Source organism: Subtercola endophyticus (genome assembly GCF_021044565.1).
GTDB classification, from domain to species: Bacteria; Actinomycetota; Actinomycetes; order Actinomycetales; family Microbacteriaceae; genus Subtercola; species Subtercola endophyticus.
Window position 1 is genome coordinate 637,385 of sequence record NZ_CP087997.1, and the last position, 15,403, is coordinate 652,787.

At 67.4% G+C, this 15,403-nt stretch carries 13 protein-coding genes; 7 read left to right on the forward strand and 6 right to left on the reverse strand.

What is annotated here, in order from left to right:
- Positions 1-37: 37 nt before the first annotated feature.
- Together LQ955_RS03225 and LQ955_RS03230 are read right to left on the reverse strand one after the other, a co-directional pair.
- On the reverse strand, positions 38-976 hold the full coding sequence (locus LQ955_RS03225) for a heavy metal-binding domain-containing protein (protein WP_231026796.1): 939 nt from the start codon (positions 974-976) through the stop codon (positions 38-40).
- Positions 977-980: 4 nt separating this feature from the next.
- The gene (locus LQ955_RS03230) at positions 981-1,850 is read right to left on the reverse strand and encodes an SGNH/GDSL hydrolase family protein (protein ID WP_231026797.1); all 870 of its coding nucleotides are present in this window, start codon (positions 1,848-1,850) and stop codon (positions 981-983) included.
- A 141-nt stretch (positions 1,851-1,991) separates the two neighbouring features.
- On the opposite strand from LQ955_RS03230, the gene LQ955_RS03235 reads away from it, so the two are divergent.
- Together LQ955_RS03235 and LQ955_RS03240 are read left to right on the forward strand one after the other, a co-directional pair.
- Positions 1,992-3,206 (forward strand): FAD-dependent monooxygenase, encoded by a 1,215-nt coding sequence (locus LQ955_RS03235; RefSeq protein ID WP_231026798.1) that lies wholly within the window; start codon positions 1,992-1,994, stop codon positions 3,204-3,206.
- A gap of 28 nt (positions 3,207-3,234) precedes the next feature.
- Positions 3,235-3,621, forward strand: coding sequence for a nuclear transport factor 2 family protein (locus LQ955_RS03240; protein WP_231026799.1), 387 nt, complete (start codon positions 3,235-3,237; stop codon positions 3,619-3,621).
- 15 nt (positions 3,622-3,636) lie between these two features.
- On the opposite strand, the gene LQ955_RS03245 is transcribed toward LQ955_RS03240, so the two are convergent.
- Complete coding sequence (locus tag LQ955_RS03245; RefSeq protein ID WP_231026800.1) at positions 3,637-4,236, reverse strand: SRPBCC family protein; 600 nt, start codon at positions 4,234-4,236, stop codon at positions 3,637-3,639.
- A gap of 138 nt (positions 4,237-4,374) precedes the next feature.
- Here LQ955_RS03245 and LQ955_RS03250 point away from each other — a divergent pair, with 138 nt between their 5' ends.
- From LQ955_RS03250 to LQ955_RS03260, 3 genes are read left to right on the forward strand one after another with little or no spacing between them, the layout of a single operon-like run.
- The gene (locus LQ955_RS03250) at positions 4,375-5,328 is read left to right on the forward strand and encodes a DMT family transporter (RefSeq protein ID WP_231026801.1); all 954 of its coding nucleotides are present in this window, start codon (positions 4,375-4,377) and stop codon (positions 5,326-5,328) included.
- 23 nt (positions 5,329-5,351) lie between these two features.
- Positions 5,352-5,621: a hypothetical protein gene (locus LQ955_RS03255; RefSeq protein ID WP_231026802.1), complete on the forward strand. Its 270-nt coding sequence runs from the start codon at positions 5,352-5,354 to the stop codon at positions 5,619-5,621.
- A gap of 23 nt (positions 5,622-5,644) precedes the next feature.
- Positions 5,645-7,384, forward strand: coding sequence for a SulP family inorganic anion transporter (locus LQ955_RS03260; RefSeq protein WP_231026803.1), 1,740 nt, complete (start codon positions 5,645-5,647; stop codon positions 7,382-7,384).
- Between the two features lie 116 nt (positions 7,385-7,500).
- Here the strand turns inward: LQ955_RS03260 and LQ955_RS03265 are convergent, their stop codons facing one another.
- On the reverse strand, positions 7,501-8,781 hold the full coding sequence (locus tag LQ955_RS03265) for a 5'-3' exonuclease (RefSeq protein WP_231026804.1): 1,281 nt from the start codon (positions 8,779-8,781) through the stop codon (positions 7,501-7,503).
- Between the two features lie 215 nt (positions 8,782-8,996).
- Positions 8,997-10,451, reverse strand: coding sequence for an ATP-binding protein (locus tag LQ955_RS03270; protein WP_231026805.1), 1,455 nt, complete (start codon positions 10,449-10,451; stop codon positions 8,997-8,999).
- Positions 10,452-10,553: 102 nt separating this feature from the next.
- On the opposite strand from LQ955_RS03270, the gene LQ955_RS03275 reads away from it, so the two are divergent.
- Positions 10,554-12,566: an ABC1 kinase family protein gene (locus tag LQ955_RS03275; protein WP_231026806.1), complete on the forward strand. Its 2,013-nt coding sequence runs from the start codon at positions 10,554-10,556 to the stop codon at positions 12,564-12,566.
- On the forward strand, positions 12,563-13,027 hold the full coding sequence (locus LQ955_RS03280; protein ID WP_231026807.1) for a hypothetical protein: 465 nt from the start codon (positions 12,563-12,565) through the stop codon (positions 13,025-13,027). Before LQ955_RS03275 ends, LQ955_RS03280 begins: the two co-directional genes overlap by 4 nt.
- Here LQ955_RS03280 and LQ955_RS03285 read toward each other — a convergent pair.
- Entirely contained in the window at positions 12,997-15,402 is a 2,406-nt protein-coding gene (locus LQ955_RS03285; RefSeq protein WP_231026808.1) for an HAD-IC family P-type ATPase, read from the reverse strand. The genes LQ955_RS03280 and LQ955_RS03285 overlap by 31 nt on opposite strands.
- Position 15,403 lies beyond the last annotated feature (1 nt).

Below are 15,403 nucleotides of genomic sequence, written 5' to 3' on the forward strand. Positions count from 1 at the left end.
CTTTCGGAGGTCGTTACGCGGCTTCTTTTGCGCGTCATCATGCGCCGGTGCGCCTTGCCGGTCGCGGGGGAGCATCGCGCAACGGCAGAATCGTCAAAGCGGTGGCGCCGCTCTGCCGCCGTCGGGCACCGGGAATCGACAGCAGGGTCGTGCCCACGACGATCGACTCCGCGTGCAGGTCACGGCCGTCTTGACCGCCGCAGACGGTCTCGAATTCTGACAGGCCCATGCTCGTGACGGCGAGCTCGGCGCTTCCGGAATGGGTGGCGCGGGCGGCGAGCCGCTCTCGTGACTCGTCGCGGGCGGCCTGAATCAGGTGCGTCATGCCCGAGACCTCGCCGTTGACCCAGCTCGATCTCTGCTGGCGCAGCTGCCAGTCTTCGTGCTTTGTCGACACCGATACCCCCAGCACGAGCTCGCGCGGTTGGTAACCCGACAGAATCGCCGCGGCGCAGTCTTCGCCGCTGAGGTTGGTGCTCCACACCTCACCCTGGGTGCGCGGAATGGGCGAGAGTGCCGGGTCGACCGACCGCACTGCCGTGCCGAGGGCGCTGAACTCCCACGAGCTGCCCTCGAGCTGTCGGCGAACGATGCGCACTCCGAGCACCCCGTGCGCGCCGAGCGACACGGCCTCGACCATCATGCGCTTGAGTGAGCCGTACCATGCCCGTTCGAAGGCGTTCACGTAGGGCGCGAAGCTCCCGTACTTGCCGCCGTCGCCCGACGTCGTGACGGGCGAAATGTTTCCCATGTTCGACATGCCGAACCCGCCGGTGTTCCACCACGAGCATCCGCCGCCCGTCCAGCCGAGGTTCATCACGACGCAGCCGAACACCTCACCGACCGGCACGAGCCCCGCGCTCTGGATGCTCGCCGCAGCCGGCGCCGAGAGCAGAGACCCGGCGGTGTGACCTGCCTTCTGCCGCGCAATGCGGTCGTGTGCTGCCGGCGGGAGTCCGTCGATCCAATCGTTCACGCGTTTATCCAACCACTCGCTGCTGAGTGATGTCGGCGTCGATCGCGGCTGCGAGGTGCACCAGACCCTGAGCGGTGGGATGCACGTCGTCACTCTGCATGAGATCGGGCTCGCCGGCCAGCGGTTGGCCGATATCGATGTAGGTCGCGCCGGTCGCCGCGGCAGCGTTCTGCAGGTCGTTGTCGATGTCGGTGAGCTGCGGGGGAGGAGCGGTGTCGCCCCAGAAGGCGCTCAGGGCGACGATCTGCGCGTTCGGCAGCTGGGCGCGCAATGAGGCCATTGTCGCGAGGGTGGCCTGAGCCAGGGTGTCGGGGTCTTGGCCGAGATCGTTGCTGCTCGCCGAGATGATCACCACCGTGGCATCCATTTCGCCCGCCTCGACGACTTGCGACTCGAAGGTATTACCGTCGTTGCCGAGTTGCACGAAGCCGGTGCCGTCGATCGAGAGGTTGGTGAGCTGCCAATCGTTCGCCTCACTCACGAGTACCGGCCACGCTTGATCGGCACCGACATTGTGGCCGTCCATGATCGAGTCGCCGATCGCGGCGACGACCGGCCGTTGCGAGGCCTCGGCCGAGGCCGTGCCGGTGGGGGCGGGAGTGCCGAGCTGGGGCGTGAACGCAGTGCCGGGTGTGCTGGGCGCGGGCGCGGCGGCCGTGCTCGGCGCGCTGGGTGCGGCGGTGCTGGGTGTGGCGGTGCTGGGTGTGGCCGTACCGGGCGTGCTCGCGACGCTCGTGGCCGTTGTGGTGGTCGCGGTCGCCGCGGCGAACGGATACACGGGGCCGGCCTGCGCCGAAGCCCCGGCGTTGTCGGCCAGCGCGAGAACGGCGGCGATCACGATCGCCGAACTGATACCCGCCGTTCTGCGACGCATGCGCATACTCGATTCTACGTCGCCACCCCCGGTATGCACGGATGCTCTCATGACGCAACCCCGACGAGGTGCGAGGCTTTTCTGCAAGGCTGCTTTCGTCGCCATGCGCAAACGAATCTGTTGTGCACAGAAAGGCCGTTCATGCCCCGTCAACCCACCGTTCTGATCTCTGGCGCGAGCATCGCCGGGCCGGCCCTCGCCTACTGGCTGGGCCGATACGGATGGAGCTGCACGGTCGTCGAACGCGCACCCGAGCTTCGCCGCGGTGGGCAGAACATCGATGTTCGCGGCGCCGCCCGCGAGGTGCTGCGCCGAGCCGGGCTGGAAGAGACGGTGCGTGCCGCGAATACCGGCGAGGTGGGCACCCGCTTCCTCGGCGCAGGCGGGGCGATCGTGGCCGAGTTTCCGGTTCGGGCGGGTCAGACGGGCGGGGCGACGGCCGAACTGGAGATTCTGCGCGGTGACCTCGCCGAAATACTGGTCGAGGCGAGCGGCGAACAGACCGAGTTCGTCTACGGCGACCAGATCACGGCAATCGACGAGCACGAAGATCACGTCGAGGTGAGCTTCGAGCACGGCGATCGGCGTGAGTTCGACCTCGTCATCGCCGCCGACGGCATGCGCTCGAGTACTCGCGACCTGGTTTTCGGCGACGACGCGTCGATCCGGCCGCTCGGCATGGAGATGACGTACCTCACGGTAACGCGCACCGAATCCGATACCCCGTGGTGGAACTGGTACAACGAACCCGGCGGCCGCGCCGTGACGTTGCGCCCCGACCGGCACGGAACCACCCGCGCCGTCTTGTCGTCGGTGGTCTACGGCCCACGGCGAGCGGATGCCCGGGGCGATCGCCGCTCGGCCGCCGAGCAGAAGGCGCTACTGCGCAGGCAGTTCGCGAACGTGGGCTGGCAGGCGCCGCGCATCCTCGATGCTCTCGACGACGCGAGCGACATCTACTTCGAGACGATCGGGCAGGTGAAGGCGCAGACGTGGTCACGCGGCCGGGTGGTTCTCGCCGGAGACGCCGCGTGGTGCGCCTCCCCGGTGAGCGGCATGGGAACAAGCCTCTCGCTCGTCGGCGCCTACGTGCTGGCGGGGGAGCTGGCCGCGCATGTGCATCACAGAGACGCGTTCGCCGGTTACGAGCGCATCATGCGCCCGTACGTCGAGCAGGCGCAGCAGCTTCCGCCCGGAGTGCCGCAGATCGCCAACCCGAGAACGCGGGCCGGCCTCGCGGCTCTGCACGTCGCGCTGCGGGCCGCATCCACGCCCCTCGTCGGCAGACTCGGCGCGAAGTTCTTCACCCCGCCGGCCGACAAGATCGACCTGCCAGACTATTCGCACCTGGGTTGACGGCTCGGGGTCGACGAGGGAGGGCGCGGTGCCTACGGAAAATACGATCAAGGCGACGATCGAGCAGCACTGGCTCGCTTCGGAACGCGGTGATATCGTCGCCGAGCACGCGATGTACGCCGAGCAGGCTGTGCTCGACTACCCGCAATCGGGTGAGCGGTTTCGAGGGCGCGAGACCATCGCTGCTCAGCGCGGCGAGCATCCGGCCGACCGTCATTTCACGGTGCTGCGCATCACGGGTGGCGGCGCCGTCTGGGTGAGTGAATGCGTCATCACCTACGACGGGGCGCCGACGTACTCGGTGTCGATCATGGAGTTCGCGGGCGGGGAGGTGACGCACGAGACGCAGTACTTCGCCGACCCGTTCGACGCTCCGGAATCGCGGCGGGCGCTCTCCGAAGGCATGCCCGGATAACGAGCACGCCGCTGTTTATCGACGCGAAACGGACTGAGATTCGCTGATGCGCTGCGCGACGACGACCACTGCGATCACAGCGATTCCGAAGAGCGCGACTCGGCGCAGGAGGCCGTGCGAGGCGCGTTTGGGAGGCTTCTGATCGGCTTCGGTCGGTTGCAGGTCGCCTGTCAGCTCGCCGCCCGCCTTGGCCTCGGCCATGAACGCCAGGCGTTTCAGCGTCTCGACGTTGCGGATGAACAGGGCGACGTCGAGCGCGGTGCGAGGCAGAAGCGTGCCGGGCCCTTTGACCGCGTGCTCGACGATGGTCACCCGGCAGCCCTTCGTGTGCGGTTTCACCTCGACGACGACGCGCGCTTCGCCGAGGGGCCAGCCCTTCGGCTGCATCACGACGCGATGAGGCGGATCCCACTGCAGGGAGGTGGTCTCATCGTTGATCAGCACCGGCCAGACACCGAAGGAATGGTGCAGGTGCGAACCGACGTGCGGCCAGGTCTCGTCGACGTCTCGCATTCGTGAGGCGCCGACGACCCAGGTGGGAAAGAACCAGCCGTTCGCAATGACGGTGAACACGTCTTCTGGGGCGCACTTCATGGTGCGATGATTTGTAGCCACGACTTCACCGTACGCACGCGCCCCGGTCGGCGCATCGGGTTGCGCTGCTGCCGAATTTTGCGTAAGTGGGCGCGTGAAGGCCGAGCCTACAGCGAGGCGCGGTCGTGAGAGCATCCACAGGCGTGTGAGTATGGGTGTATGCCTGTCGAGTTTGCCTCCCTCAGCCCCCTGCAGGCGCTGGGGATTCCGATCGCGCTGATCGGAGCCGTCTTTCTCGCACTCGGGGCAGAATTCCAGCATCGCGGCGTCAACAAGGTAGATGCCGCGACCACCGGCAACGCGAAGTCGGGCCTGAACGTCGCCCAGTTGTGGGCTCTCGTGAAGCGCCCCTCCTGGGTCATCGGCACGGTGATGATCACGCTGGCCATCATCTTTCAGCTCGTCAGCCTCTACCTCGCGCCCCTCACCGTGGTTCAGCCGCTGGGTGCGGTCGCGCTCGTCATCACGGCCATCGTGAATGCGCGAGTGAACAAGCGAAAACTCGACCGCGCCACCATTCGGGCCGTGGCCTTCTGTGTCGGCGGAATCGCTCTGTTCGTGACGATCGCAGCACTCACCACCTCGACTCTGCCGATCAGCGAGTTGCAGCTGGTCGTGGTGCTCATCATTCTTGCGGTTGTGCTGGGTATCGTCACGACCGTCTTCCTGCTGTACCGCACCCGGGCCACGACGGTGTTCTACATCGTCGGCGCCGGTATTCTGTTCGGTTTTGTGGCAACGCTGGCCAAAGTGGTGATCGAGCGGGTGCAGACCCTCTTCATCGGCGGGTTCCACATCGGGCCGAACGACTGGCTGACCATTCTCTGCTTTCTCGGCCTCATCGCTGCAGGCCTCGCCGGCACGTACTTCGTACAGACCGCGTATTCGACGGGGCCGCCTGACCTCGTTGTCGCTGGGTTGACCGTCATCGACCCGATGGTCGGTGTGACCATCGGTATCGTCGTGCTCGGCGAGGCGAAGTCGGCGCCGTGGTGGGCGGCTGTGCTGTTTGTCATCGCAGGCGCTGCTGCTGTCTACGGAGTGTTCCAACTGGCGCGGCGCAACAGCGTTCTCGAAGCAGAACCCACGGAGCCGGCGCCGAGCGAGACCTAGCGGGAAGGGGTACCCTTCAAGGCATGCCGAAGTCGAAGCTCTCCATTCGTTCGTCGAACTCCGTGCTCTCGATCGCCTCTCGCAATTCGATGCTCTCGATCGGTAGCGTCGGGTCGTTCGGATCGATCGGCAGCGTGGGCTCGTTCCTCTCGATCGGCGGCCTCGGAACCGCGCTTTCGGTGCTCTCCGTCGCCTCGTTCCTGAGCCTCGGGGCGGCCTTCAGCTCACGGTCGCGCTGGTCGGCCTTCGCTCACGCCTCGCGTCGCAGCTCTTTCACGTCGCACGACAGGTAATCACGACGCGTACTACAGCGGAGATGTCTCTAGATGTGCGGCCGAGCCGGCGAGCGTGGTTCGCCCCGAGCATCCGGAGCTACAGCGGCGCGAAGCTGCAAGCCGATCTGCTGGGTGGACTCACCGCCTCGGCCGTGATTCTGCCGCAGGCGATGGCCTACGCCACGATCGCTGGATTGCCCGTGCAGATCGGCCTCTATACGTGCATGGTGCCGGCCGTTGTGTACGCGCTGCTCGGCGGGTCTCGTGCGCTCAACGTGTCGACGACGTCGACCATCGCAACGCTGACGGCCTCGAGTCTGCTCGCCGCATCGGCGGCGGCGGCGTCGAGCGACCCGGTGCGCGATCTGGTCACGCTCACGCTGATGGTGGGCGTTTTTCTGCTGATCGCGCGAGTGTTGCGGCTCGGGTCGCTTGTCGAGAACGTCTCCGAAGCCACTCTGATCGGTATTCGCGCGGGCACCGGGCTCACCATCGCGGCATCTCAGCTGCCGAAGCTGCTCGGCATTCCGGCGCCACCCGCCGGCTCGGGATTCTTCGCGACGCTCGGATACAGCATCGCGCACCTCGGCGAGACCAACGGCGCAACGGTCGTGCTCGCGATCGCAGCGATACTGCTTCTTCTGCTCTTTGCACGGTTCGTGCCGCGTATTCCCGGGGCGTTTATCGTCGTGGTCGCCGGAGTCGTTCTCGTCGCCTTCGCGGGTCTGGCGCAGGCGGGGGTGGCGCTGATCTCGCCCGTGCCGAGCGGTCTGCCGGGCATCCGGATGCCCGAACTCGGCGTGGTGGGCGCGCTTCTGCCCACGGCCGTCGCCGTCGCGATCATGGCGTTTCTCGAGTCGATCTCGGCCGCGCGCAGCGTGAGAGCCGCCGGCGAACCCGACATCGACGCCGACCAGGAGCTTTTTGCACTGGGGGCGGCGAGCGTCGTCTCGTCGTTCACCCAGGCCCTGCCGGCCGGCGGCGGATTCTCGCAGGCCGCTGTCTCTCGGGCGGCGGGGGTGCGCTCGCAAGTCGCGAGTCTGGCCACGGCCGTCATCGCCGTTCTCGTGGCGCTCTTTCTGGCCCCGGTGCTGAGCGACCTGCCGCAGGCTGTGCTCGGGGCGCTGGTGATCGTGGCTGCGGTCGGACTGGTGAAGATCGCCGACTTTCGACGGCTGGCGCGCATTAGCCCGGTCGAGGGCTGGCTTGCGCTCGCGACTGCTGTCGTCGCCGTGACGGCGGGACTTCTGCCCGGGGTCATCGTCGGCGTGCTGATCACGCTGGTGCTCGTGTTGCGCGAGCTCAACCAGCCTCAGGTGCGGCCGATCTTTCGTCGAGCGTCGGGCGCCTGGTCGATCGTGGCGCAGCCGGGCGACCGGATGCCCGACCCTCGAGTCGTGGCGCTGCACCTCACCTCCGGGCTGTACACCGCGAACGTGAAGCCCACGACCCGTGCCGTGCTTGCGGCGACTGCCGATGCGTCGCGCGTCGTGGCGTTCGAGGTAGCGAGCCTTCCGTATGTCACGGTGACCGTGCTCGACGGGCTGCGCGATCTGGATGCAGCGCTCGCAGCCCAGGGCAGCACGCTGTACCTCGTGGGGTTGCCCGAAGCGGCCGTGCAGCGAGCGCGCAACTCGCAGTGGTTCGCCGGGCTCGACGGGGCTGGGCGCATCCAGCCCACCATCGACGCCGCGCTCGCTGCGGCCGGTGTGGATGATGCTGCGCCAGCGCCGCTGCCCCCGCCGCTGCCCCCGCCGCTGCCTCCGCCGCGAGAAACGTAGGAGAATCCGGCACCGTACCCGGCTATAGGGCGCAGAGGCTCGAATTCTCCGCTGTTTTCGGCGCGTCCCGGGGTTGGCGGCCGGGGGTGGCGCGGCCGGGGTGGGCGTCGGGCGCCTCAGGCGGCCGCGGTGGCCCGCGCGTTGAGGGCTTTTGTCGCGCGGTCGGCGGAGCCTCCGAGGTTGTACCGTTCCGACAGCGCGGCGATGGCCGACCGCTGATCGTCGGTCAGGGGGCGGATGCCCGCGTCGGCTTCAGCATCGAAGCCGTCGAGCGCGAGGTCGCGCACCACTTCGACGACCCGCGGCGCTACGGCGAGGTAGTCGGCTGCGGCCGCGAGCTTGGAGCGCAGTGAGGCCGACAGCGGCGGCGCCTCGGGGCGAGCGGGCGCCTGGGCATCTGCGCGAGCATCTGCGCGAGTGTCTGGATGAGCTCCCGGGTGAGCATCCGACGGGCCTGCCGATGGAGTGTGCCCGGTGGCTTGCGTCCCGGCATCCGACGGGCCTGCCGATGGAGTGTGCCCAGTGGCTCGCGTCCCGGCATCCGACGTTTCGGCATCCGACGCGCCGGTCGCGGCCGAAACCATCGCGGCAACGTCGCCGTACTCGCGCACGAGCGTGGCCGCGGTCTTCTCGCCGACGCCGGCGACGCCCGGCAGCCCGTCGGAGGTGTCGCCGCGCAGCACGGCGAAGTCGACGTACCGTGCTGCTGGTATGCCGTACTTGGCCTGAACTACCGCGTCCGTGACCAGCTCGAGTTTGCTCATGCCGCGAGCGGTATAGACGATGCGCACGTCGCGCTCGTCGTCGGCGAGCTGAAACAGGTCGCGGTCGCCTGTCACGACATCGACGGGCACACCGGCCGCGGCGGATCTCGTAGCGAGGGTTCCGATCACGTCGTCGGCCTCGTGGTCGGGGGCACCCACGATCGGAATGCCGAAAGCCTCGAGGGCGGCGCGGATGGTCGGAATCTGCTGCACCAGCCCCGGGGGCGTCTCTTCGATGTCGACACCGCGGTCTCGTGTCGGGCCGGTGCCGTTGTTCGCGCTGCCGCCGCTCGCCGTGCCACTGTTGCCGGTCGTGCCGTTGCTGCCGGTCGCGCCACTGCCGAAGTTCGCGCCGCCTGCCCCGCCGGCACCAGGGTCGTCCACGAACTCGGCTACCCGGTGCAGCTTGTAACTCGGAATGAGGTCGACCCGCCAGCGCGGGCGCCAAGCGTCGTCCCAGCAGGCGACCAGGGCGGTCGGCTCGAAGTCGGTCACGAGGCGAGCGATCATGTCGAGCAGGCCCCGCACGGCGTTCACGGGTGTTCCGTCGGGTGCGCGCACCGTGTCCGGCACTCCGTAGAAGGCGCGAAAGTACAGCGACGCGGTATCGAGCAGCATCAGTCGTTGAGGCACCCCCCGATCATCCCACGCCGACCGCCGACTCGTATCGGACGCTCGCGCACTTCGGAGCATCCGCGCCCGCTCGAGCAGGGGCAGATACGCCAAAGTGTGCGCGTGCCGGCCCGGAGTGCGCGTGCGGTGCCCGAAGTGCGCGCGCGGTGCCCGAAGTGTGCGGGGCACTGATCCGGGGCCGTGCCGCCGCCGCGGGGGAGGCTAGTCGCGCAGAGCTAGTCGCGCAGCGGCACCGGTACGTCGATGCCGCCCTCGACGGTGATGCGATCGCGAACCTGCACGATGGCCGGGGCAGGGCTGAATCCGCCCGCGAAGAGGGCCTCGCCCTGGCGAAAGTTCGGCGATTGCGCCAGCAGTGCCTCGGGGGCGTACCCGAACACCGAGCCGAGCTCGGCCAGGTCGAGCGGAGAGCTCATCTTCATGAGGGCGAGGTTGTCGCACTGCGAGATGATGCTGGGGTGGATCTTCGACGGCCGCTGTGTCGAGAGCAGCAGCCACAGGCCGAATTTGCGGCCTTCGGCGGCGATCTGCGTGATCAGTTCGCGGATCGCGACCTGAAGCGGGCTGGTGAGTTCGGGTGAGCACAGGTTGTGCGCCTCGTCGATCACGATCAGAACCGGGCGGCGCTCTTCGCGGCGCGCCCACAGGTCGTCGAGCACCGAGAGCGCCGCGATCAGCGGTTCTTCGGCGGCTTCGAACCCGCCGAGGTCGAGAACGGTCGCGTTCGGCCGTTCGACCACGATCTCGGTGGCCGCCTTCTCGTCACGAGCCCAGACTTGCCAGTTCAGGATGCCCAGATTCTCGATGCGCAGCGCGAGAGCCCGATCGGCAGGCCTGGTCGAGGCGACCAGTGATTGCATGAACTCCGCGGTGTCTTCGACCTGCAGCCGGGAGTCGAGGTGCATGAGCGTGTTGTACTCGTCGCGGTCGAGCAGCGGATCGAGCCGAAGCAACGCCGCACGAACGCGAAGCGGCAGCGACAGAAAGCGCGCCCGCAGGTGTTCGCCGTCACCGCCCGGTCGCAGCACGCGAATCTCGCGGGAGGCCAGCCGTTGCACTTCAGCCGGGTCGGCGGAGGGCACGGTCTGGTTGAGCTTCACGAAGTCGGAGTTCGGGTCGAAGATGACGACCGGCAGATCGGTATGCGAGAGCAACTGCTCGATGAGCACGCCGAGCGCATAGGTCTTGCCCGATCCGCTCTGCCCGCACCAGAACGTGTGCCGGTTGAAGCGATGCGGCAGCAGCTTCGCGGCGACCGCTGGCGCTCCTACGAGCGTTCCGATCTGCAGGCTCGCGCGGTTCGCGTCGTAGAGCCGGTCGATGTCGTCGGCGGTGGCCTCGGTGACGAGGGCCTCGGCGAACGGGCGGGTGCCGCGCGAGATCAAGCGGTCGTCGGCGTCGACCACGCCCAGCAGGCGTCCGCTGCCCACAATGCTGCCCCGGGCATCCGCAACCGTCTGCTCGACGAAGCCGAGCGCGCGGTGACCCTCTGGATCGCTGAGCGACACGAGTTCGCCGGCCACGATGGGGGTACCGTCGGCCAGGGCGAACGTGAACGACCTGCCGTCGAGCGAGCGGGCCACGGATCGGGCCTCGGCAGGGTTCGCTGCCTTCGCAGCAGAGTCAGCCGAGTCAGCAGGGCCAGCGGGCGCAGTCTCAAAGTCGGTCACGAATCACACCGTAGCCGAGTGGATGCCCGGCTCGCGCCGTTCGGGAGTGCGGGTCGTTAGACTTCGAGTCACCGACGTGCCGCAAATAGGGGAGCAACTGCCGTGTTCGAAATCGTCATTCTGGTCATCCTCGGCATTCTCTCTGCGGTCTTCGTAGGGTTCGCGTCGCGGCGAGTACTCGGTGTTCCCATCGGCTGGCCGCGCAGCATCGTTGTCGGCATTCTGGTGTTCATCTGCGGGCTGCCGTTCGCTACCTGGGTGCTGCGCGAGACCGGCGCTATGAGCGGTACGCAGGCGGAAGCTTCTGACGCGGTCATTCTGACGCTCATCGTGTTGTCGATCGCCTGGGTGTTCGCGCTCGGCGTCGGGCTGCTCGTGATTCTCGAAGCGGTGTTTCCGACGACGAGCTTGCGCAACCCGATCGACGTGGTGCGCGCCGGGTTGCAGCAGCAGAAGCGCACCCGGCGGTACCTGCAGATTCTCGAGATCGCCTCGCGCAACGGAGCGGGCTGGCTGTTTCGCGGGCGCAACCGCAACGACGCCGACCTGAACACGTCTGAGCAGCGTGCGGCGGCCATCGTTCGCACCATCAACCAGTCGGGCGTGACGTTCGTCAAGCTCGGGCAGGTGCTCTCGACTCGCCGCGACATCGTGCCCGAGCCGTACCTCACCGCGCTCGCGTCGCTGCAGTCGAGTGCCACGACGATTCCGTGGCCCGCGGTGAAAGCCGTCATCGAAGAAGAGCTCGGCCGGCCGATCTCCGACGTCTTTCAGGCGATCGACGAGTCTCCGCTCGCGGCGGCGTCGGTCGCGCAGGTGCATACGGGCATCCTGCTCGACGGCACGCAGGTCGTGGTGAAGGTGCAGCGGCCGGAGGCGCGGGCACAGGTCGCGGCCGACGTCGACATCATTCTGCGCCTGGCGAAAACGGCAGAGGTGCACACTCAGCAGGGGCGCGATCTGCGCGCCGAGTCGGTGGCGAAGGGGTTCACGCAGACGCTGCTCGACGAGCTCGACTATCGCATCGAGTACTCGAACACGGAGATGATTCGGCAGACCCTCGTGGAGATCGCCAAGCACGCCGACGAGAAAGACATCACCATCGACGTGCCGACGGTGTATCCGCAGGCGAGCACGCGGCGCATGATCACGATGGACCTGGTCGACGGCCAGCCGTTGAGCCGGGCATCCGCTGCCCTCGGTGAGATGACCACCGAGGCTCGGCACACGCTCGCGGTGGGGCTGATGAACGCGGTGCTCGAGCAGATCATCGTGTGCGGCGTCTTTCACGCCGACCTGCACCCGGGAAACGTGATTCTGCGCGAAGACCAGAGCCTCGGGCTCATCGACTTCGGGGCCATCGGCATCATCGAGAAGAGCGCGCGCGAGAACCTGGCGGCGCTGCTGCTGGCGGCGTCGAGCGAAGACGACATCGCGGCGACGGATGCGCTCATGCTCATCGTGGATGTGCCCGAGACCGCCGACATCGAGAGCTTTCGCCACGACATCGGGCTGGTGCTCACCACGGTGCGGTTTCGGCGGGGAGGCGGCGGGTCGATCTTCTCCCTCATGCTCGACGTCATTCGGCAGCACCACATCGCGCTGCCCGCCACGCTCTCGTCGGCGTTCCGCAGCTTCGCCACGCTCGAGGGCTGCCTCAAGGTGATCGTGCCTGACTTCGACCTCGTCACCGAGGCGTTTCCGCGCGTACCCACGCTCATGCGCCGGATGCTCGACCCCAAGCGCCTCGCCATCGGAGTGCAGGCACAGCTCGCCGTGGGCCGCGCGTTGCTGCGCAAGTTTCCGCGGCGCATCGACTCCATCATGGCCAAGCTCGACTCGGGCGATTTCGGAATCCGCATTCGCTCGTTCTCCGAGGGTGACGATCGGCAGTGGCTGAACGGCGTCGTGTCGGAGTTCGTCGGGGTGTTCGTGTCGGTCGCGGCGGTGGTGATCTCGATCATTCTGGTGATCAACGGGGTGGGGCCGCTCATTGCGCCGAACCTGCACCTGTTCGACCTGCTCGGGGCCGTGGTGGGCTTCTTCGGCTTCTTGGGCATCATGCGCTCGGTGCTGCGGGCGTTCTTCGCGAACCGGGGGAGGGTCGGGCGATGAGCGCGGACCTGTCGATCGAGGAGCCACGACGGGCGCCGGCGAGTGTCATCGCGGTGGTGGTGCTGACGTACATCGTGGGGGTGCTCGACATTCTGGCGGGCATCCTGGTCATCTTGCTGCGTTACGCCGACGATATCGACGAACTGGGCGGGCAACTGCCGATCACGCTCATCGGAGCATCGACGCTACTGCTCGGGCTACTCACGATCGCCATCGCGTCGGGGCTGTCGCGCGGCGATTGGATGGCGCGGGTCGCCGCCACCGTGATCTTCGGCATCACTCTCGTGATCGGAGTGCTGGCGCTCGTCGTCGTGCTGCTCGCGCTCGCGACCGGCACAGCGGTCTCGACCTCGACCCTGGTCGCGACGATCGTCGAGGTCGTGCTGGTGGCCAGCGTCATCGTCGCGCTCTACATCGGCCCGGCGGCCCGCTACTTCGCGCGAGCCAGTATTCGAGCCTGACTGCGGCGCACGTAACGCACGTGCACGAACCGTACGATCTCGATGGCGCCGATCGTGAGCGCCGAGATCAGGATGACCAGCAGTGCGGTCGTGAGTGACGGGTTGACCAGCTCGAGAAAGTTCGACACGAGCGGTATCGAGTACACCAAGACGAGGCCGATCATCATGGCCCCGATGATGAGCGTCTTGATGCCGTCGATGGGCCGTGAGAGCACGATGAGAATCCACAAGCCCACGATCGCGAGAATCAGCGTCGACCCGGTGCGCAACTCGGCCTCGCCGATGCCGGCATCGGTCGAGAGTCGCACGTAGAGCGCCAGGGCCAGCGCGATCACGATACCCGCGGGAATCGCGAAGCTGAGCGACCGGCGCAAGAACCCCGGAATGTACCGCCGCGAGTTGGGCATCAGCGCCAGAAAGAACGACGGCAGCCCGATGGTCAGCCCGTCGACAACCGACAGTTGCCGCGGCAGAAACGGAAACTGCAGCAGCAGCGCGCCGAAGATGATCGCCAACCCCGTTGCATACGCGGTCTTGGTGAGAAACAGCATCGACACACGTTCGACGTTCGCGATGACCTGCCGCCCCTCGGCAACCACGCCCGGCAGCCGCGAGAAGCGACCGTCGAGCAGGATGATGCGCGCCACGGCCTTGGTGGCCTGCGAGCCCGAATCCATGGCGATGCCGATGTCGGCTTCTTTGATGGCGAGCGCATCGTTGACGCCGTCGCCGGTCATCGCGACGGTATGGCCCGCCTGCTGCAGGGCGATGACGATGTTCTTCTTCTGCGCCGGGGTCACGCGGCCGAAGACAACGTGCTCTTCGAGCACCTTCGCGAGGGCATCCAGGTCGTCGGGAAGCTCACGCGCGTCGAAGCCGTCGACGACTTCGAGTCCGACCTCGCGAGCGATGGCGGCGACGGTGTGCGGGTTGTCGCCCGAGATGATGCGCACCTGAACGCCCTGGCTTGCGAAGTAGTCGAGCGTTTCACGGGCATCCGGTCGTACCTTCTCGCGAAAGGTCAGCAGCACCACGGGCTCGACCACGCCGGGCAGCCGCTCGAGGTCGACGTCTTCGGAGGTCAGCCGCGTCGGGGTGTGCGCCAGCACGAGGGTGCGGCGGCCGGACGAGGCCAATTCGGATGATCGGCGGCGCAACTCCGCATGGTCGGAGCCCGAGAACACCATCTCTGGGCCGCCGAGCACCCAGGTGCCCTCGGCGGCCGCGCCGAAACTCACGGCGCTCCACTTGCGGGCCGACGAGAACGGAATGCGCGCCTCGGGCTCGACCTTCGCGGTGATCGGGTAGGGAACGCTCAGGCAGCGGGCGGTCGCGTTGGCGTCGGGTTCGGCGCCGTACCAGGCGAGCACCGTCTGCCAGCCGGCCGCGCCGCCGATCGGGTGTACCTCGTCGAACACGATATCGCCCTCGGTCAGCGTGCCTGTCTTGTCGAGGCAGATGAGGTCGATGCGCGCGAGCCCCTCCACCGCGGCGAGTTCTTGAACCAGAACCTTCTGCGTCGACAGCTTCACGGCGCCCACGGCGAACGCGATGCTCGTCATGAGCACCAGCCCGAGCGGAATCATCGCGACGACCGACGCGATGGTCGACACCGCTCCGTTGCGCCACGACCCTGACTGAATCGCTTCGGGCCAGCCGCCCAACGCCACCATCTGCGCATTCAGCACGAGCAGCGCCACCGGTCCGATGATCCAGGCGATCCACTTCAGCACCCGGTTGATGGATGATCGCAGCTCACTCGTGACCAGCGAGAACTTCTTCGCGTCGCTGGCGACACGGTTCGCGTACGAATCCGCACCGACGTGCGAGACACGTGCAATTCCCTCGCCGCCGACGACGATGGAACCGGAAAGTACCGTGTCGCCCGCTGTTTTGTCGACGGCATCCGACTCGCCCGTGAGCATCGACTCGTCGAGCTGCAGCCGGGTCTGGTCGACGACCACGGCATCGGCCGACACCTGGTCTCCCGCGCGCAGCACCACGATGTCGTCGAGCACCAGACCGGCGACGGGAATGTTCTGCTCGGCGCCGTCGCGCATCACCCGGGCCGTGGGTGCATGCATCAACGCAAGGCGGTCGAGCGAGCGCTTCGCCCGGAACTCCTGAACCGACCCGATGACGGTGTTGGCGATGGCGCTGAACCCGAACAGGGCGTCTTGCCAGCGGCCCAGAACGAGTAGCACGAGAAAACAGGCCGCGATGATGCCGTTGAAGAGCGTGAAGAGGTTGGCGCGAACGATGCTCCAGGCGCTGCGGCTCGATGCCGCGACGTAAGCGTTGTCGTGCCCCTCGGCGACGCGCTGCTCGACCTCGGCGGTCGACAGGCCTGGCTGCATCGTGGCGACGTCGGTCATG